The following is an 18,618-nucleotide window of genomic DNA, read 5'->3' as shown; positions in this document are numbered from 1 at the left end:
GGCTGTTCGCCCCGTGGGAGGCAGCTTGCTGGCGACTTCAGCGTACAGCCGCCGAATATCTGCCGGTTTTCAGGCGTTTTCGCCAGCAAGCCGCATCCCACAGGGGTACGCATGTAAAAAGGTTACTGCCTCATACCCCGCCCACTCACCAGCAGGCGGGCACAGCCGATGTACAGCACCACGGTCGCCACGACCATGAAGGCCAGAGCGATGCTGATGCGGATATCGGAAACACCCAGAATGCCGTAACGGAAGGCGTTGACCATGTGCAGGACCGGGTTGGCCAGCGAGACGGTCTGCCAGAACGGCGGCAGCAGGCTGATGGAATAGAACACGCCACCCAGATAGGTCAAAGGCGTCAGCACGAAGGTCGGGATAATCGAGATATCGTCGAAGTTGCGCGCAAAGACGGCGTTGATGAAGCCCAGCAGCGAGAAAATGGTCGCCGTCAGCACTACCACCACAATCGTCACGCCCAGGTGATGCACTTGCAGGTCGGTAAAGAACATCGACAGCAGGGTCACGATCAACCCGACCATCAGCCCGCGCAAGACACCGCCCAGGGTGTAGCCCACCAGAATGGTATGCGGGGAAACCGGCGAGACCATCAGTTCTTCGATGGAGTGCTGGAACTTGGCACCGAAGAAACTCGACACCACGTTGCCATAGGAGTTGGTGATCACCGACATCATGATCAGGCCCGGCACGATGTATTGCATATACGTGAAGCCACCCATATCGCCGATCTGCCGACCGATCAGGTTGCCGAAGATCACGAAGTACAGAACCATGGTGATCGCTGGCGGCAGCAAGGTCTGAGGCCAGATGCGCATGAAGCGCCGGACTTCGCGATAGACGATGGTGTTCAGTGCAACCATGTTGGGACGAAATTCACCGCTCTGGCCGGTCATAGAGCCACCTTCGCCAGATTCTTTTCCACCAGTGACACAAACAGCTCCTCAAGTCGGTTGGATTTGTTACGCAGGCTCAACACTTCGATGTTCTGCAGGGCCAGTTGACTGAACAGGGCGGTAATACCGACGCTCTTGTCCACCTGGACTTCCAGGGTGTGGCTGTCCAGCAGCTTGCAGGGATAGCCGACCAATTGCGGCGCGCTCTGGTAGGCATTCTTCAGGTCCAGCACGAAGGTCTCGACGCTCAACGTGTTGAGCAACTGCTTCATGCCCATGTTCTGCACAATCACGCCATGGTCGATGATGCCGATGTTGCGGCACAGCTGTTCGGCCTCTTCCAGGTAGTGAGTGGTGAGAATGATGGTGATGCCTTTCTGGTTCAGTTCGGTCAGAAAGGTCCACATCGAGCGACGCAGTTCGATATCCACACCCGCCGTCGGCTCGTCGAGGATCAACAGGCGCGGCTCGTGGATCAGCGCACGGGCAATCATCAGGCGACGCTTCATGCCGCCGGACAACGAACGCGAAGGCACATCGCGCTTGTCCCAAAGCCCCAACTGAGTCAGGTACTGCTCGGCGCGCTCCTTGGCGATTTTCATCGGGATGCCGTAGTAGCCAGCCTGGGTCACGACAATATCGAAGGTCTTTTCAAACTGGTTGAAGTTGAATTCCTGAGGCACAACGCCGATGGAACGCTTGAGCGCGGCAGGCTCGCGGTCCAGGTCGTGGCCAAAGATATTCACGGTGCCGCCGGTCTTGTTGACCAGGGTCGAGATGATGCCGATGGTTGTGGATTTGCCGGCACCGTTGGGGCCGAGCAAAGCGAAGAAATCACCTTCGGCGACGTCCAGATCAATACCACTCAGGGCCTGGAAACCGTTGCCGTAGGTTTTGGTTAACTGCCGGATGGACAGAGCAGAACTCATATCGAAAAACACACCAATCAGGGAAAAAGAAAAAAGAGTGTCGCTTGAAATAGCTGCTTACAAGTCAACGCAGCCCGGCCATGTTGCTTGGCTGCGTCGCACAAGTACAGATACATCCATTGATAGTAATTATTAACAGCAGGGCCAATGTAGCCCCGATGTTCAGGTCAAGGGGGTCATGACCGCCTTCTGATAGGCCGGTCGTGTCTTGAGCCGCTCATACCAGGCTTTGAGGTGAGGCAGTTCGGGACGTTCAATCGGCATTTCAAACCAGCCGTAGGCAAAGCAGCCCAGCGGGATATCGCCCATGCCGAATACTTCGCCTGAGAGATAAGGCTGGCGGGACAGCGCATCGTCAGCCACTTTCAACAGGCTGTGCAGGGTCTTGATGCCCTCCCTGATCTTGTCCCAGTCCTGTTTTTCGGCAGGTGTGCGGACCACACCCCAGAACACCGGGCTGAAAGACGCGGCAATGGTCGAGGTGGTCCAGTCCATCCATTTGTCGGCCTGGGCACGGACCTTGGGGTCGTCCGGATACAACGGCGTGCCGGACGCATGCAGAGCGGCCAGATAACGCACTATGGCATTGGACTCCCAGAGCACGAAGTCGCCGTCTTCGATCATCGGAATACGGCCATTGGGGTTCATGGCCCGGTATTCGGCACCGTCCACCAGCCCGAATGCACCACCGGCATCACGGGTTTCGTAAGGCACACCCACTTCTTCGGCAATCCACAGTGCCTTGCGCACGTTGCTGGAATTCTTGCGTCCCCAGATCTTGAGCATTGCATTCCCTCGGCAATTGTTCTGAAAAATGTTCGCACGCCAGTCTAACCTGAGAACACCGCAACTTCCTTGACCATGAAGGGTCACTAACGATGTCGGCGCAGATCGGCCAGGCGGACCGCCTTTGCCAGAAGCCAATGTCATCACAGGGGGAATACTTATGCTGTTGCTGTGGATTGTTGTTCTGGTGGTCGGCATTGCCTGGCTGGCCCATCGACGTACCGAACCGCTGCCCGCCCTGGGCATCGTGGCGGTCTACCTGCTGGCGATGGGAATTTTCAGCCATGCACCGGGCTGGTTGCTGACAGTCTTCTGGGTGCTGTGGCTGGCGGTCATGCTGCCACTGGCACTGCCGGATCTACGGCGCAGGTATTTCACGGCTCCGATGTTCGCTTGGTTCCAGAAAGTATTGCCGCCGATGTCGGAGACCGAGCGTGATGCCATCGACGCCGGGACTGTCTGGTGGGACGGCGAACTGTTCAGTGGCCGTCCGGACTGGGACAAGCTGCTGGCCTATCCCAAGGCCCGCCTGACCGAAGAGGAACAGGCCTTTATCGATGGCCCGACCGAAGAACTCTGCGCCATGGTCAGCGACTGGGAAATCGGCCAGGCCATGGACCTGCCGCCAGAAGCCTGGGCGCATATCAAGGAACACGGCTTCTTCGCGCTGATCATTCCCAAGGAATATGGCGGCAAGGGCTTTTCGGCCTATGCCCACTCTCAGGTCGCCATGAAACTGGCCACCCGCAGCGGTGACCTGGCGTCCACGGTCATGGTCCCCAACTCTCTCGGCCCGGCTGAACTGCTGCTGCATTACGGCACCGACGAACAACGCAATCATTACCTGCCGCGTCTGGCCCGTGGTGAGGATATCCCCTGCTTCGCCCTCACCGGTCCTCTGGCCGGCTCCGATGCTGGCGCGATGCCCGATACCGGCATCGTCTGCAAGGGTCAGTGGCAAGGTGAAGAAGTCATAGGTCTGCGCCTGAACTGGGAAAAGCGCTACATCACCCTCGGCCCGGTGGCGACCTTGCTGGGTCTGGCTTTCAAGGCCCATGACCCGGAACACCTGCTGGGCGACGAAGAAGACCTGGGCATCAGTCTGGCGCTGATTCCGACCGATACACCAGGCGTAGAAATCGGTCGTCGCCACTTGCCGCTGGGCGCCGCCTTCATGAACGGACCCAACTCCGGCAAGGATGTGTTCATTCCCCTGAGCTACCTGATCGGCGGTCAGGAAATGCTTGGTAAAGGCTGGATGATGCTGATGAACTGCCTGTCGGTGGGCCGTTCGATCTCGCTGCCTGCCGTGGGCACCGGTGCAGCCAAATACACCAGTCTGGTAACCGGCCAGTACGCGCAAGTGCGCGAGCAGTTCAATGTTCCGCTGTCGGCCTTCGAGGGTATTCAGGAAGCACTGGCACGGATCGGCGGCAATGCCTGGCTGATGGACAGCGCACGGATACTGACCGCCAATGCCGTGGACCTGGGAGAGAAGCCTTCGGTCCTGTCAGCGATCCTCAAGTACCACCTGACCGAACGTGGCCGCGAATGCATCAGCCACGCCATGGATGTGCATGGCGGCAAAGGCATCATCATGGGCCCCAACAACTATCTGGGTCGTAACTGGCAAGGCGCACCGATCTTCATCACCGTGGAAGGCGCCAACATTCTTTCCCGCAACCTGATGATCTTCGGTCAGGGCGCGATTCGCTGCCATCCGTTCGTCCTCAAGGAAATGGCCCTGGCCGGTCGTGAAGACAAGGACAACGCCCTGGCCGAGTTCGACACCTTGTTGCTCAAGCACATCGGCTTTGCGGTGAGCAATGCGGCCAGCACCCTGGTGCTCAACCTCGGCCTGGGCCATTTCGAGCGGGCACCGGGCGACAGCCTGAGCCAGGGCTATTTCCGCGCCCTGAACCGTCAGGCCGCGGCCTTCGCCCTGCTGGCCGACTTGAGCATGATGCTGCTGGGCGGCGAACTGAAACGCCGTGAACGCCTGTCGGCCCGGCTGGGTGATGTGCTGAGCCATCTGTACCTGGGCTCGGCGGCACTCAAGCGCTATTACGACCAGCATTCGCCCGAACATCTGCGTCCCCTGCTGCGCTGGGCCATGGAGGAAAGCCTGGGACAATCCGAGCGGGCACTGGACGAGTTGCTGAGCAACTTCCCCAACCGTCTGCTGGGCGGCCTGTTGCGGGTGGTGGTGTTCCCATTCGGCCGTCGCCATAAAGGCCCGTCGGACAAGCTGGGTGCCGAAGTCGCGCAAGTGCTGGGCCGGGCCAAAGGTGATGCGACCCTGGAAGAACTTCTGGCCGGTTGCTATCGCCCACAGGCGGAAGGTGATCCGGTTGCCGCACTGCAACAGGCCTGCGACTTGCTGAACGAAGCCCAACCGCTGCACAGGAAACTGCAACAGGCGATCAAGAGCGGACAGGTCCAGTCAACGCCGGGCGAACATGCCATCGATGCCGCCCTGCGCCTTGGCATCCTGATGCCCAGCGAAGCACAGAGCCTGAGGACTGCGGAAGCGGCACGCCGCAAGGTGATCGATGTCGACGATTTCGACAAGGAGCAACTGACGCTGACGCCGGGCAAGACTCGATAAGCGTCAGTCCATTCCCACAGCGAGCGCGCAGAGCCTTATACTCTCGCGCTCGTTTTTTGTCTTTGAGGATCACATCATGGCCGACGCCACTCTCGACCACCATCTCAGCCTGCTGACGCACCTGCGCAGCATTCTGGTCGCGCTGGGCGAGGCCGACCAGGTTCCCGAGGAAAGCCATGCGCTGTTCCTGGAACGCTTCGACGAACTGATCACGCTTCTGCCGCAAGACCCTATCGAAAGCCAGTATCTGGGTCAGGACATCATCTGCCAGGTCATCCAGCGCTACCCGCAGATTGCCCATCTGGTACCTCGCGACCTGCTCTGGTTCTTTGCGGGCGATTGCCTGCACTTCATGCCGGACGACGAAATCGACCTGTATCAGGCACTCGAAGAGCGCCGTTACGAAGCCGAACAGAATGACGAGCCTTTCGACTGGAATCAGGAGAAACAGCTGCTGGCCATGTCGGAGCAAAGCAGCAAGCATTGAGATAAATGCCGTGGGAGCGGTCTTGGCCGCGACAAGCCTTCAATCGGGTCGTCGCGGGCAAGCCCCCTCCAGCATCAACTGATCCCCGCCAACAACTCCCGCGCCATCTGCTTGTGCTGCTCGTCGGACTCTTCGATCACCTGCAGCAATATTTCCCTTGCCGCTTGCGTATCGCCCTCATCGATCAGCACCTGGGCCTCATTGATACGGGTCAGGGGCGCTTCGTCCAGATCCAGCAGGTCGAATTCCGAATCGTCGTCCATGAAGCTGTCGAGAAACTCGTCGCTCAGGGCATCGCTGTCGGCCGGTTCGATGACTTCAATCGGCTGGATGACTTCAGGCTCGGAGTAATCACTGAGGAACTGATCTTCGGGCAGTTCGAATACCTCAGGCAATTGAGTGAGGTTCGAGGAGAACGCAGGATCGACTTCCGGGGCGGCAGGTGTTGTTTCAGTGGCCGTCTTGCTGCGGGTTGGCGGCGCATCGAAAGGATCGACCAGATCCCAGTTGGCATCCATCGACAGGTCATCCAGGTTCAACTGGAACTCGTCGATATGCTCCGGGTTGAGCGCAGCGGCAGCGTTTTCGTCGAGCTGGGCAGCGGGTTCTTCAGGTTGTGAAGCCTTCTCAAGAATCAGGGGGGCCGCTACGGCTGCTGCCACCACTGCAGCCGACGCGACAGGAGGCTCGCTGGCTTTCATCTGTGGATAACGCGCACGAATATCCTCGATCTTCCCGGCATCGACTCCATGCTCCAGCGCCGCTTCCTCTTCCTTGGCAAAGCCGGCAACATCGCCCTGCTCGGCCAGCAGCTCAAGCATTCGGATGCGGATGTCTTCGCGCTCCGGCTGTTTGACCAGAGCATCGCGCAGGATGCCCAATGCCTCGGTGAAACGCCCATAAGCGATATAGATGCTGACGCCATCCAGCGCATCCGGGGCGGTCCCCGCCAGACGTGACGCAACGGGGGCCTTGACCACAGGCGCTGGAGCCACGACAGCCGGTTGTGGCTCGGCAATGGCGGGCACCTCGAAAACCGGGAGGATGGTCGACTGGGCGGGCTTGATCAGCGGCTCTTCGGGGACCACGACGGGTTCCAGGTCTTTCCTGACCTGATGACGGCGTTTGGAATAGGCAAATGCCAGCAGAAGCAAGACGATCAGCACCGCAGCCAGCAACAGCGGCCAACTGATGAAGGAATCGCTCTGCACCGGTTGCGTTGCCGCAGGCACGGGCGCAGCCGGAGTAACGGCCGGGTTGGCCGCGGGTCTGGCCTGGGCCTGGGCCAGCTCGGCGCGCAGGGCGGTGATCTGCTTGTCCTTGCCTGCCAGTTGTTCCTGCAACTGCTGGGTGGTGACCTTGAGGTCTTCCACAGCCCGACTCAACTGCTGACTCTCAATGGCAGCAGCGGCCAGTTGCTCGGCATTGCGCTGGGCTTCGGCGGCCTGGGCATCGGTCGATGCGGTCTTTGTCACCGGAGCCGTTGCAGCGGCACTCGGCAATACCGCGGCATCAGGCAGCAGCAACACCTGACCGACTTTCAAGGCGGAGTTCGCGCCATTGGCAAAAGTCTGCGGGTTGAGCGCGCGGATACCCTCGGCCAACTGACTGGCAGACACCTTGCCCTGGGGATCTTGAACGTGTCGGGCTATGCCGTTGAGCGTATCGCCTTCGGCCACGGTGTAACGCTTGCCCTCCCGGGCCGCGGGTGGTGCAACCGGCATGCGCGTTTCGGGCGCTGGCTGGGCGGCGCGCTCCTGTTTCCGGCTGCGTATCGCGGCCTGCCCTTCCGGCGTGGTGGCCGGGTCGAGCAACAGGGTATAGGTGCGCAACTGATCGCCATTGGGCCTGGCCAGTTGCACCATGAAGTTCAGATAGGGTTCGGTGACAGGCTTGCTCGATACCACCCGGATCACGCCACGATTACCGCGAATGACCGGGGTAAAACGCAGGTCATTGAGGAAGAACGAGCGTTCGACATCGGCCTTGGCGAAAGCTTCGGCCGAAGCCAGCTTGGCAACGACATCTTCTGGACCCAGGCCGCCGGTTTCCAGCAACGCGATCTCGGCATCGAGTGGCTGGTTCAAGGCCGAATGCAGAGTGATATCGCCCAGCCCCAGAGCCGAGGCGAATGTCGAATAACCCAGCGACGACAAGACCAGAGAAACAGCCAGCAGGCTCTTGTGAACACTGGTTGCAACCTTGCGCTGCGTGCCGCCGGCACTCTCGAAAGCAGCCTGAGAACTCTTGAGCATGCGAACCCTTATGGAAATCTTGGCGTAATCGGTAATGGACTTCACTGTCCGTCAGCAGTATGAGCGAGAACCCGTGGCCTCGCCTCAGGATCTTTCCAGATTGGCCAGAATCCGTGCGTGTACGCTCATGCATACCCGCAATTCTTCTTCGCTCAGCCCTTCGAACAGCTCGACGCGCAACGCATTGGCGATGGTTTCGATCTGCTCGATCAGGGGACGCGCCGCATCGCTGAGAACGATTTTCTTGGCGCGGCGGTCTTCGAGAACTGCCTGACGCTGCACCAGTTGCTGAGCCTCCAGGCTGTCGAGCAGACGCGCCAGGGTCGGGCCTTCGACGCCGATGCTCTGGGCCAGTTCGCGCTGGGTCGGCGGTTCTTCGTAACGCGCCAGATGCAGCAGCACCAGCCAGCGAGCCTGGGAAAGCCCCAGGTCGGCCAGACGGCGGTCCAGTTCGGCACGCCAGCCTCGGGTGATATGCGCCAGTTGCATCCCGAAACGATGTTCATCAGTCAGCGGCATAAGAAACTCATATTTAAAACTAATTATTAGCGAGCTAATCATGCTCCCGATGTTCAGGCAAGCATGACACCGTGATGTTTGATCGTCCGCGTTACATCTCGAACTCGGACTGCAAGGCTGCCCTTACGCAATAAAGGACGCCTTCGGGGACACGCCCGGTGAACATTGCGGCGACTTCCGCAACGGCGGGCAGTTCGCCTTCGCCATCCAGGAAGGCATCCTGAACTTCGCCCAGCAGGTCTTCGGGCAGGTCCAGAGCCTGCTCCAGTGACAATTGCTGCTTGCCGATGGCTTCGGCGAGCATGGTGTAGACGTTCTTTTCCGAGCACTGCAACTGCCCGGCGATCTGCGCGGGGGTCATGCCGGCGCGAGCCAGGCTGATGAGTTCGTGGCGCACATCAGCCACCACGCGAGGCGCTTCTGCCGCCCCGCCCAGCACTTCAAGAAACGCTTCGCCATAACGCTCCAGCTTGCGGGCACCGACGCCGCTGACCCGGGCCATCTGCGACATGGTTTCGGGCTTGCTGCGCAGCATTTCCAGCAGGGTCGAATCGGGGAAGATGACATAAGGCGGCACGCCATGTTCTTCGGCCAGCTTGCGCCGCAGGGCTCGCAGGGCTTCCCACTGTTCGCGCTCTTCGCCGCGTACCAGTTGACTGGCCGGGCTGCCGGAGCTGCCTTTGGAGGTGGTCTGGGGTTTCAGGTCGCGACGCAGTTCCAGCGTGACTTCACCGCGCAACAGCGGGCGGCATGTGTCGCTCAGACGCAGGCCGCCGTAGCCTTCCAGATCGATGTCCGCCAACCCGCGGGCCACCAGTTGCCGGAACAGGGAACGCCATTCGCCTTCGGAACGCGCCTTGCCGACGCCGAATACCGAAAGATGCTGATGACCGAAACTTTCCACCTTGTCGTTGGACTTGCCCAGCAGGACATCCACCAGATGGCCCACGCCATAACGCTGGCCGGTGCGGTAGATCGCAGAAAGCGCCTGACGCGCGGGCTCGGTGGCATCCCAGGTCTGCACGCCGTCGACACAGTTGTCGCAATGGCCGCACGGGTTGGGCAGGTCTTCGTCGAAATAGGCCAGCAGCGTCTGGCGGCGGCAACGGGTTTCTTCGCACAGCGCCAGCATGGCATCGAGCTTGTGATGCTCCAGACGCTTGTGGCGCTCGTCGCCTTCGGAGTTCTGCAGCATCTGCTTGAGCATCAATACGTCTTGCAGGCCGTAAGCCATCCAGGCATCGGCGGGCAGGCCGTCACGTCCGGCACGACCGGTTTCCTGGTAATACGCCTCAAGGGATTTGGGCAGATCCATATGGGCGACAAAGCGCACGTTGGGTTTGTCGATCCCCATGCCGAACGCAATCGTGGCCACCATGATCAGGCCTTCCTCATTAAGGAAGCGCTTCTGGTTGTGGGCACGGGTCTCGGCGGGCAGACCGGCATGGTAAGGCAGTGCCGGATAGCCGTTGTCACTGAGAAACACCGCCACTTCGTCGACTTTCTTGCGCGACAGGCAATAGACGATCCCGGCATCGCTGCGCCGCTCGGACAGAAACGCCAGCAACTGCTTGCGGGGCTGCTCCTTGGGCACGATGCGGTAGAAAATGTTCGGTCGGTCGAAGCTGGACAGGAAACGTTCGGCGTTCTGCAGATGCAGACGTGTGACGATTTCCTCACGGGTCCGCTTGTCGGCAGTGGCAGTCAGGGCGATACGCGGTACATGGGGAAACAGCTCGGCCAGTTGCCCCAGTTGCAGGTATTCGGGCCGGAAGTCATGGCCCCATTGCGAAACACAGTGGGCCTCGTCGATGGCGAACAGGGCAATCTGCAGGTTCTGCAGAAACGCCAGCATGCGCGGCTGAACCAGTCGCTCAGGTGCGAGATAGAGCATCTTGACCTCGCCCTGGCGAATCCGCTGGGCCAGATCGCGCTGCTGCTCGGGGCTCAGGGTCGAGTTCAGCGAAGCCGCCGGAACCCCCAGTTCGTCCAGGGTCGAGACCTGATCTTCCATCAGCGCAATCAAGGGCGAAACCACCACGCACAGGCCATCGCGCAACAGGCCCGGAACCTGAAAGCACAAGGACTTGCCACCACCGGTCGGCATCAGGACCAATGCATCGCCACCGCTGGCCACGCGCTCAATAATGGCACCCTGGCGGCCACGAAAACTGTCGTAGCCGAAGATGTCTTTAAGTACGCGTTGTGCCTGTTCGAGCATAAAAACCCCAGATTGTCCTGCTGCACTGCAAAGCGCGGCAGTATACCCGAGCGATCAACGGCAAAGGATGACCGGGACACGAGCGGTCAAAATTAACTGCGATCGACCTCTACGCTGGCGCCCCGGACGCGCAGGGCCTAGAATTCAGCATTGTTTTCTTTCCAAGGTAGTCCGTCCATGTCCTTCGCTGAGCAACTCACCCGCCTGCAAGTCTTCCTCGATGCAGATGAACTGCATGAAGAAGCACTGGACTACGTGGCCGCTCATGGCTATCTGACCGCCATTTCCATCTGTTCCGAACAGGTTCCGGAACGTGAGTGGATCGATGCACTGTTCTCCGAACCACCTCATTACGCCAGCGAAGCCCAGCGCATCGAGATCGAAACCACATTGAGCCTGCTGCAGGCGCATATCGCCCGCCAACTGGCTTCCGACGAAGAGTTCGAGCTTCCCTGCGACCTGGATCTGGGCGACGAGCCGGACGATTCCGACCTGCGCGGCTGGTGCATCGGCTTCATGGAAGGTGTGTTCCTGCGTGAAAACGCCTGGTTCGAAAGCGCCGAGGAAGAAGTCAGCGAAATGCTGTTGCCGATCATGGTCGGTTCGGGCCTGTTCGACGAACAACCGGAGTTCTCCGACATTGCTTCGGACGCCAACCTGATGGACGACATGATCGTGCAGATCCCCGAAGCCCTCACCGCCCTGTACCTGCTGTGCCAGGCCCCGGACGAAAAACCGGCAATCCTCAAGCCTCGTCACCACTGAGTCGGCGCCTATGGCGCAAGACCTGCCGCGCACCAGCCGTCACCGGTTGGTGCGCTATCTGCTGGTGGCTGTCGGCTGGACAAGCGTAGGCCTGGGCGTCATCGGGATTTTCCTGCCGGTACTGCCCACCACGCCTTTTCTGCTGCTGGCCGCTGCCTGCTTCGCACGCAGCTCGCCACGCTTCTATAACTGGCTGGTCAATCACAAACGGCTCGGGCCGTGGATCCGTGATTATCTGGCCGGCAACGGCATTCCCCTGAAGGGCAAGGTCTACGCCATCGGCCTGATGTGGGCCAGCATCAGCCTGTCCTGCTATCTGGTGCCCCTGCCCTGGGCTCGCGGCTTCATGCTGGCCAGTGCAGTGCTGGTGACGATTTATATCCTGCGCCAGAAAACCCTGCACAAGCCTTGAGCCTCAGACCGTATCGACCCTGAGGGAGTGATCGCCCAGCATGCCGTTGATGATCGAAGCGGTATCTGCACCACTGGCGACCCAGCCGCCCGTTCCGGTAGTCACCCCGTAGTGCCCGGCCAGATCGATACCCGCCAGATCGATGGTCTGACTTGCCGTACTGCCGCTGGCCCCCACTTCAATACTCGACACCAGGTCTACGCCACTGCCCGACACCTTGAAGTGCAGGTAGTCATCCAGCGAATCGCCCTGAATGCCCATGCCCTGCAATAGTTGCGAGAGGTCCAGCTTGTCGGCCCCAAAAGTGAAGTCGACAACCCGGTCATGCCCGGTATCGCCCGCCAGCCACATGAAGGTGTCCTGACCTGCGCCACCGATCAGCGTGTCGTTTCCGGCACCGCCAATCAGCAGATCGTTGCCATCACCACCATACAGCCAGTCGTTTCCACTGCCCGCCAGCAACACATCATCGCCATCGGTGCCGACCAGGGAATGCCCCTTCTGATAATCGATACTGACCGGAGCCACATCGCTGCCGCCATGGGCGTCACTGGCGGTATAAGTGCCGTGGTAAGTCGGTGTGCTGTCCACCGCGCTGTAATCGATGGTCAGGCCAATCTGATAAGTGAGCCCTTTGTTGACTACGCCCGGATCGGGCTGATGAATCAGGATCAGCCGATAGACATTGTCCTCAGTGGCAGTGATCGTGCCGCCCTCGCCCAGAGGCTGAAACTCGCCGTTGTTGTCCATTTTCCAGGCCAGCCCGATCTGATCGGACAGATAGCGGGTATCGACGGTCAGGGTCTCACCGGCCTTGAGTTCGATATTGAGGATGTCCTGGTGGCTATAGGTATCGATTTGCCAGGCCCCCAGATAACCGTTGAGCAGCACAGTCGCGGTCGCAGCACTGTTGACGTAAAAGTCGCTGCGCTGCAGGTCCCGCACCTGATTCTCGACCTTGTCCCGCGTCCCCTTGAACTCGATGGTGCCAGGCAGGCAGGCGGTGAAATCCGCGCCGGGTGCACGCCAGCCGGTATGAAAAACCGTCGGCGTCGCGCTCAGCGGGTCACCCTGAGGCGAGCGATCATTGGCCAGCAAGACGGCCCCCGGCACCTCGATACAGGGGGCCAGAATGTTGGTGATGATGTGGTCGGCCACGGCTTGCGGCCCCTGCCACGGCGGAATATGAATCGACAGATCGGCGCCGGACAGGTCGCCGTCGTTGTCGCTGAGCACAAAACCGATCTGCTCGGTCATGGGACTCCCCACAGCCCCCGGCGTGTAGCTGAAAGCGCCGCTGTCCATGTTCACCACAAGCGTTCCACCCGTGCTGCTGAGCAGCGTGAGTTCACGAGTGGCCGGATCGAAACAGACTAGCGTGGAGCCGCCACAACCGGTTTCATCCACAACATTGATACCGCTGCGATCATGGAGGTAGGTCACGCCCTCCAGCGTGATGGATTTGACGAAGCCACCATCGGCACCCAAGGTCCCGCCAGTCAGCAGACTGCCACTGACTACGCGGCTCGGCGCGATATCGCAGCCAGACGGCGCGCACGGCACCGACAGTTCGATATCGGCTGCCAGCGGCACATCGTCGATGATGGAAATATCCAGATGGGCCGAACCTGAATCACCGTCCCGGTCCGTGGCGATCACCTCGATCTGTTCACCAATAAGATTGGCCCCCTCGCCTTCGGGGTGTTCCAGCGAATCGAGCAGCGTGTAGCTGTAGCTGACCACCCCGCTCTGCGGGTCGTACCCCGTAATGCTCAGTCTGTTGCCCAGAGCCGTAAGGGCCGTCAGGGGAAAGCCCATCACGACACCGGCCACCACCACCTCGATACCGCCGACCGTCAGGGACTGCAACCCGTCAGGCGCACTGACCGTGAACGTACCCTGCTGAGTCAGCTTTCCGGCATCGGGCTGCGAACCGCCGCACAGGTTGGCTTCATTGAATGTAAGAGCACTGCACGACACCTTGACGCAATGATCCACGGGGGGCTCGACTGGCGGATCGATGGGAGGCTCCACTGGCGGCTCTACAGGTGGATCAACGGGCGGTTCGACAGGTGGCTCTACCACCGGCGGCTCGGTGATGGGCGGTTCCACAATCGGCGGTATCACCACTGCGCCGGGTGGATCGCTCGTCACGCCGCGCAGAAACTCGGCCTGCCCCTCGGGAAACAGTGGCACCAGGTTCAGCCCCTGAGTTGCAAAACCTGTGACAGGCGTCACTTCTGCACCTGTTTCAGTGAGAATCACGGCGGTATGTCCGCCGCCCTCTGCGCTGACCGCTTCATCGCCGCCCTGCACAGGCTCCTCATCCAGCCCCGTGGCCTGCTCGACTGACGCCAACAACCCGAGTGTCGGGGTGATCGGGTCGAGGGTTTCCACATGAGCGGGCTGGCCGTCGAGAAGAGAGGTATCCAGCAACAGACGGCTTTCGCGCCCCAACGTCAGCTCACCGCCGCCCTCAAGCTGCACGACCATGGCACCGGTTGTGCCGGTCTGTAGTTGCTCACCTGCAAATACCCGATCACCTTCACTCAACACACGCTGAGTACCACTGCTCGACACTGCTACAACATCGCCCACCGCTTGTCGTACCGTACCGATCACCCTGGCCATATTCACTCCATTTTTCGTAACGATCGAACCCGAAACCCTCGGATCTGCTCCTGAATTGCCTCACCCGCGCAACAGATAAAACTCCGACAACCTTTTCGCGACAGAAAATCGTCGCCTGATCAATCTGTTGTTTTCACATGCAATTTCATGTGCCTCACATGCCGACATAATTCCGTCGAAAGCCAAAAAACCAGAAAAACCGCACTTAAGTGGCTGAATAAAAGGGCATGACACAAACAACCATCGTCGCTATTCGGAAAACTGCATAAGTTTTTTTCGGCATAAGGCATATGAAAAAAACGTCTGAGTTTTCTCAAAAGTTGTTCTTAGCTGTGTTGTTACAAGCCTGACACGGCTGACCGCACGAAAAAGTCATTTTATTGACCAGCAGAACACTTTTACGAAGGGAGACGTATTCATGCGCGATTTGACACCGCTTTACAGCGCCGTCGTGCTTGCGGTGGCCTGTGCGCAAGCGCAAGCCATTACATTGACCGAAGCGATCCAGAACACCCTTGACCACCACCCGGAAATCCAGGCCAGCAAGAACGAAAGACTGTCTGCCGGTGAAGAACTGAACGTTGCTAAAGGCGGCTACCTGCCCACAGTCGATGTAGTGGCCGCCTACGGTCGACAGAAGACCGACAGCCCCAGCACCCGCGCTCTTTATGGCCATGACTCGCAGATCCTCAATTACACCCAGTCCGAGCTGCGCCTGCGCCAGTTGCTGTTCGACGGCTTCAATACCCCTAACGAAGTGGGCCGCACCCGAGCGGTGGTCAACTCCCGTGCCTACTACGTGCAAGGCACCTCCCAGAGCCTCGCCCTGCGCGCCATCGAGGTGTATCTCGACGTGCTCAAGTGCCGTGAACTGCTGACCCTGGCCCGCAATAACCTGCAGGCGCACTTGCGCATCAATGACCAGATCATCCTGCGCAGCGAACGTGGCGTGGGCAGCGCAGCGGATCGCGACCAGTCCCTGGCCCGCCGTGCACTGGCACAGAACAACTTCCATACCGCCCAGGTGGAACTGGCCGATGCCGAAGCCAGCTTCGCCAGTGCCGTGGGCCGCTTGCCGGACGAACTGGAAACCCCGCCGTCCATCAAGGGCGAGATCCCGCTGAGCCTGTCCGATGCCCAGCAGAGCATGCTGCTCAACAACCCGTATCTGAAATCGGCCCAGGCCGATGTGCAGGCCGCCGAGAAACAATATGAAAGCTCGAAGGCACCTTTCTACCCACGCTTCGATGCCGAACTGGCCGTAGGTGCCAATGACAACCTGCAAGGCGAGGAAGGCCACGACAAGGAATGGCGGGCCGCCGTGGTGATGAATTACAACCTGTTCAACGGCAACCGTGACAAGGCGCGCCTGCGCTCCAACGCCTACAAGACCGGCCAGGCCCTGGACATCCGCAACAACGCCTTGCGCATGCTCAACGAAAACATGTCGCTGGCCTGGAATGCCATGGACAACGCCCGCCTGCAAACCCCGATTGCCCGTGACTACGTGACCTCCACAACCCGCGTACGCGCCGCGTACCAGGACCAGTTCGGCCTGGGCCAACGCACCCTGCTCGACCTGCTGGACAGCGAAAACGAACTCTACAACGCCAGCCGCCGCTACACCGAAGTGCGCTACACCGAAGAACTGGCCATGTATCGGGTCCTGGCCAGCGAAGGAGAGTTATTGCGCAAACAGCGTGTCGTCCTGCCTGCCGAAGCGGTGGCACTGAACGAAGTGGAAAACCAGGCTCGTTTGCCATCGCTGAAATAAATACAACCACCCGGATCAATCCGATCCGCTTTATGGGAGGCAGCTTGCTGGCGACGCCTTCAATGTGCAGACGCTGCCTATATGCCGGTTTTACTGGTCCTTTCGCCAGCAAGCTGCCTCCCACACGTTGAATCATCTGTTCTATGGGAGTCCACCTGTGAATCGTATGGAACTGTCCGCCACTCTCGACCCTGCGCCGAACGACGACGATCCCTTGCTCGATGGCCTTCTGATCCTCTGCAACCTGCATGGCTGCACCACCAGCCGCGCCAGCCTGAGTGCCGGGCTGCCGTTGGCCCGGCAGCGCTTGAGCAGTGCGCAACTGCCTCGGGCCGCTGCCAATGCCGGCTTGCAGGCTCGCTGGCTGCGACGCGAACTGAACGCCATCGACAGCCTGAACCTGCCCGTTCTGCTGTTGCTCGACCATCAGCGCTGCGCCGTCCTGAGCCGCTGGGGCGACGACGGACAAGCGCTGATCCTGCCCTGTGAAAACGAGGGCGGCGAACAATGGATCAGCCGGGAAGAACTGGCCCGTCACTACAGCGGCCAGGCCTTGTTCGCCCGTCCGCTGCATGAACTGGAGCAACTGCGCACCCCGTTGCTGCCGAGGGTCAAGACCTGGTTTCGCGACACCCTGAAACAGTCTCGCGGGCTCTACGGCGATGCCATTCTTGCCAGCCTGTTGATCAACCTGCTGGGCCTGATGGTGCCTCTGTTCGTCATGCAAACCTACGATCGCGTCGTGCCCAATCAGGCCACCGCCACCTTGTGGGTGCTGGCGATCGGGCTGCTGGTCGGCACTCTGTTCGAGCTGGGATTGCGCCTGATCCGCGCCCGTCTGCTGGATCGGGCCGGCAGCAAGACCGACCTGATTCTCTCCGCAACCCTGTTTGAACGCATCATCGGCATGCACCTGAAAAACCGCCCGGCCACGGTGGGCGGCTTTGCCCAGAGCATTCATGACTTTCAGGGACTTCGGGAATTTCTGACCGCCGTCACCCTCACCAGCCTGATCGACCTGCCCTTCGCACTGTTGATGCTCGGCGTTATCGGCCTGCTGGGCGGCTGGCTGGTGCTGATCCCGATGATCGCCTTCCCACTGACCGTGGCCTTTGCCTGGACCATCCAGGTACTGCTGCGCGACACCGTACAAAAAAGCCTGAGCCTGGGCGCAGCGCGGCAGGCCCTGCTGGTGGAAACCCTCGGCAGCCTGGAAACCCTCAAGGCCTGCAATGCCGAAGGCGAGCGTCAGCATCAGTGGGAAAGCACCCACGGCGCTCTCACCCGCCTGGACAACCACGCCCGGCATCTGGCCGCGCTGGCCAGCAACAGCACGCTGTTTATCCAGCAGTTCTGCGGCATGGCAACCATCGTCGCCGGGGTCTACAGCATTATCGCTGGCAACCTGAGCGTCGGCGCACTGGTCGCCACCTACATGCTGGGCAGTCGCGTACTCGCGCCACTGGGCCAGATCGCCGGGCTGATCACCCGCTATCAACAGGCGCAACTGACCATGAAAAGCACCGACACGCTGATGGCCTTGCCTCAGGAGCGAGACACCCACCAGCGTCCGCTGCAATGTCCGCCACTCAAGGGCGCGCTGAAAGCCAGCAACGTCAGCTTCGCCTATGGCCAGCAAAGCGCAGCGGCCCTGCACGGCATCAGCTTCAATATCGAACCGGGCGAACGGATCGGCATCATCGGTCGCAGCGGCTCGGGCAAAAGTACGCTGGCGCGCCTGCTGATGGGCTTTTACACACCCGACGAAGGCCAGTTATTGCTGGATAACCTCGACCTGCGGCAACTGGAAATCACCGCCTTGCGCCAACAGATCGGTTATGTCGCCCATGACCTGCCGCTGCTGGCCGGCAGCCTGCGCGACAACCTCACTCTCGGTGCCCGCCACACCAGTGACGCCCGCATGCTGGAAGTCGCACGCCTTACCGGCGTCGACGAACTGGCCCTTCAACATCCTCAGAGCTTCGACCGCCCCGTAGGGGAGCGCGGCCAGTTGCTGTCCGGTGGCCAGCGTCAGGCCGTGTTGCTGGCCCGGGCGCTACTGCGCGACCCGCCGATCATGCTGCTGGACGAACCCACCAGCCACATGGACAACGCCAGCGAAGACACCCTGCGCCAACATCTGCATCAACTGATACCTGGCAAAACCCTGCTGCTGGTCACCCATCGCATGTCAATGCTGAGCCTGGTGGATCGGCTGCTGGTTCTGGACAACGGCAAGCTGGTGGCCGACGGCCCCAAGGCGGCCGTGATCGAAGCGCTGCGCAAGGGCCAGGCCGGCCCGACGCCTGTTTGAGGAGCC

At 60.4% G+C, this 18,618-nt stretch carries 13 protein-coding genes; 6 read left to right on the top strand and 7 right to left on the bottom strand.

The features are described from left to right. Positions 1 to 122 precede the first annotated feature (122 nt). The 3 genes from JSY17_RS05340 to JSY17_RS05330 all read right to left on the bottom strand — a co-directional run bounded on the left by JSY17_RS05340 (position 123) and on the right by JSY17_RS05330 (position 2,626). Positions 123 to 911 carry an ABC transporter permease gene (locus JSY17_RS05340; RefSeq protein WP_117167378.1) on the bottom strand — a complete coding sequence of 263 codons (789 nt, stop codon included), beginning with the start codon at positions 909 to 911 and terminating at the stop codon, positions 123 to 125. After that, positions 908 to 1,840, bottom strand: a complete 933-nt coding sequence (locus tag JSY17_RS05335; protein WP_122371375.1) for an ABC transporter ATP-binding protein — start codon at positions 1,838 to 1,840, stop codon at positions 908 to 910. Before JSY17_RS05335 ends, JSY17_RS05340 begins: the two co-directional genes overlap by 4 nt. A gap of 162 nt (positions 1,841 to 2,002) precedes the next feature. Continuing rightward, entirely contained in the window at positions 2,003 to 2,626 is a 624-nt protein-coding gene (locus JSY17_RS05330) for a glutathione S-transferase family protein (protein ID WP_117182889.1), read from the bottom strand. 160 nt (positions 2,627 to 2,786) lie between these two features. Here JSY17_RS05330 and JSY17_RS05325 point away from each other — a divergent pair, with 160 nt between their 5' ends. Further along, positions 2,787 to 5,234 (top strand): acyl-CoA dehydrogenase, encoded by a 2,448-nt coding sequence (locus tag JSY17_RS05325; protein ID WP_206402123.1) that lies wholly within the window; start codon positions 2,787 to 2,789, stop codon positions 5,232 to 5,234. 76 nt (positions 5,235 to 5,310) lie between these two features. Beyond that, entirely contained in the window at positions 5,311 to 5,721 is a 411-nt protein-coding gene (locus tag JSY17_RS05320; RefSeq protein ID WP_117167382.1) for a PA2817 family protein, read from the top strand. 74 nt (positions 5,722 to 5,795) lie between these two features. Here the strand turns inward: JSY17_RS05320 and JSY17_RS05315 are convergent, their stop codons facing one another. The 3 genes from JSY17_RS05315 to recQ all read right to left on the bottom strand — a co-directional run bounded on the left by JSY17_RS05315 (position 5,796) and on the right by recQ (position 10,716). Beyond that, the gene (locus JSY17_RS05315; protein ID WP_206402142.1) at positions 5,796 to 7,976 is read right to left on the bottom strand and encodes a FimV/HubP family polar landmark protein; all 2,181 of its coding nucleotides are present in this window, start codon (positions 7,974 to 7,976) and stop codon (positions 5,796 to 5,798) included. A gap of 84 nt (positions 7,977 to 8,060) precedes the next feature. Next, positions 8,061 to 8,495 (bottom strand): MarR family transcriptional regulator, encoded by a 435-nt coding sequence (locus JSY17_RS05310; protein WP_117167384.1) that lies wholly within the window; start codon positions 8,493 to 8,495, stop codon positions 8,061 to 8,063. A 91-nt stretch (positions 8,496 to 8,586) separates the two neighbouring features. After that, positions 8,587 to 10,716: a DNA helicase RecQ gene (recQ, locus tag JSY17_RS05305; protein ID WP_200976642.1), complete on the bottom strand. Its 2,130-nt coding sequence runs from the start codon at positions 10,714 to 10,716 to the stop codon at positions 8,587 to 8,589. Positions 10,717 to 10,893: 177 nt separating this feature from the next. Between recQ and JSY17_RS05300 the strand changes: the two genes are divergently transcribed. Next, positions 10,894 to 11,481 (top strand): UPF0149 family protein, encoded by a 588-nt coding sequence (locus tag JSY17_RS05300; RefSeq protein WP_117167386.1) that lies wholly within the window; start codon positions 10,894 to 10,896, stop codon positions 11,479 to 11,481. A gap of 10 nt (positions 11,482 to 11,491) precedes the next feature. Next, positions 11,492 to 11,893, top strand: a complete 402-nt coding sequence (locus JSY17_RS05295; RefSeq protein ID WP_117167387.1) for a YbaN family protein — start codon at positions 11,492 to 11,494, stop codon at positions 11,891 to 11,893. Between the two features lie 3 nt (positions 11,894 to 11,896). On the opposite strand, the gene JSY17_RS25835 is transcribed toward JSY17_RS05295, so the two are convergent. Then, on the bottom strand, positions 11,897 to 14,524 hold the full coding sequence (locus JSY17_RS25835; RefSeq protein WP_206402122.1) for a retention module-containing protein: 2,628 nt from the start codon (positions 14,522 to 14,524) through the stop codon (positions 11,897 to 11,899). Between the two features lie 418 nt (positions 14,525 to 14,942). Here JSY17_RS25835 and JSY17_RS05285 point away from each other — a divergent pair, with 418 nt between their 5' ends. Then, positions 14,943 to 16,298, top strand: coding sequence for a TolC family outer membrane protein (locus tag JSY17_RS05285; RefSeq protein ID WP_117185268.1), 1,356 nt, complete (start codon positions 14,943 to 14,945; stop codon positions 16,296 to 16,298). Positions 16,299 to 16,464: 166 nt separating this feature from the next. Then, positions 16,465 to 18,612: a type I secretion system permease/ATPase gene (locus JSY17_RS05280; protein WP_206402141.1), complete on the top strand. Its 2,148-nt coding sequence runs from the start codon at positions 16,465 to 16,467 to the stop codon at positions 18,610 to 18,612. Positions 18,613 to 18,618: the final 6 nt, after the last annotated feature.

Source organism: Pseudomonas capsici, from assembly GCF_017165765.1.
GTDB lineage: Bacteria > Pseudomonadota > Gammaproteobacteria > Pseudomonadales > Pseudomonadaceae > Aquipseudomonas > Aquipseudomonas capsici.
The sequence above is the reverse complement of the archived record's forward strand: the minus strand, read 5'-3'. Positions and strand labels throughout refer to the sequence as shown.

Coding starts and splice junctions, on each gene's coding strand:
- JSY17_RS05340 (WP_117167378.1), bottom strand. CDS start 911: ATGACCGGCCAGAGCGGTGAATTTCGTCCCAACATGGTTGCACTGAAC.
- JSY17_RS05335 (WP_122371375.1), bottom strand. CDS start 1,840: ATGAGTTCTGCTCTGTCCATCCGGCAGTTAACCAAAACCTACGGCAAC.
- JSY17_RS05330 (WP_117182889.1), bottom strand. CDS start 2,626: ATGCTCAAGATCTGGGGACGCAAGAATTCCAGCAACGTGCGCAAGGCA.
- JSY17_RS05325 (WP_206402123.1), top strand. CDS start 2,787: ATGCTGTTGCTGTGGATTGTTGTTCTGGTGGTCGGCATTGCCTGGCTG.
- JSY17_RS05320 (WP_117167382.1), top strand. CDS start 5,311: ATGGCCGACGCCACTCTCGACCACCATCTCAGCCTGCTGACGCACCTG.
- JSY17_RS05315 (WP_206402142.1), bottom strand. CDS start 7,976: ATGCTCAAGAGTTCTCAGGCTGCTTTCGAGAGTGCCGGCGGCACGCAG.
- JSY17_RS05310 (WP_117167384.1), bottom strand. CDS start 8,495: ATGCCGCTGACTGATGAACATCGTTTCGGGATGCAACTGGCGCATATC.
- recQ (WP_200976642.1), bottom strand. CDS start 10,716: ATGCTCGAACAGGCACAACGCGTACTTAAAGACATCTTCGGCTACGAC.
- JSY17_RS05300 (WP_117167386.1), top strand. CDS start 10,894: ATGTCCTTCGCTGAGCAACTCACCCGCCTGCAAGTCTTCCTCGATGCA.
- JSY17_RS05295 (WP_117167387.1), top strand. CDS start 11,492: ATGGCGCAAGACCTGCCGCGCACCAGCCGTCACCGGTTGGTGCGCTAT.
- JSY17_RS25835 (WP_206402122.1), bottom strand. CDS start 14,524: ATGGCCAGGGTGATCGGTACGGTACGACAAGCGGTGGGCGATGTTGTA.
- JSY17_RS05285 (WP_117185268.1), top strand. CDS start 14,943: ATGCGCGATTTGACACCGCTTTACAGCGCCGTCGTGCTTGCGGTGGCC.
- JSY17_RS05280 (WP_206402141.1), top strand. CDS start 16,465: ATGGAACTGTCCGCCACTCTCGACCCTGCGCCGAACGACGACGATCCC.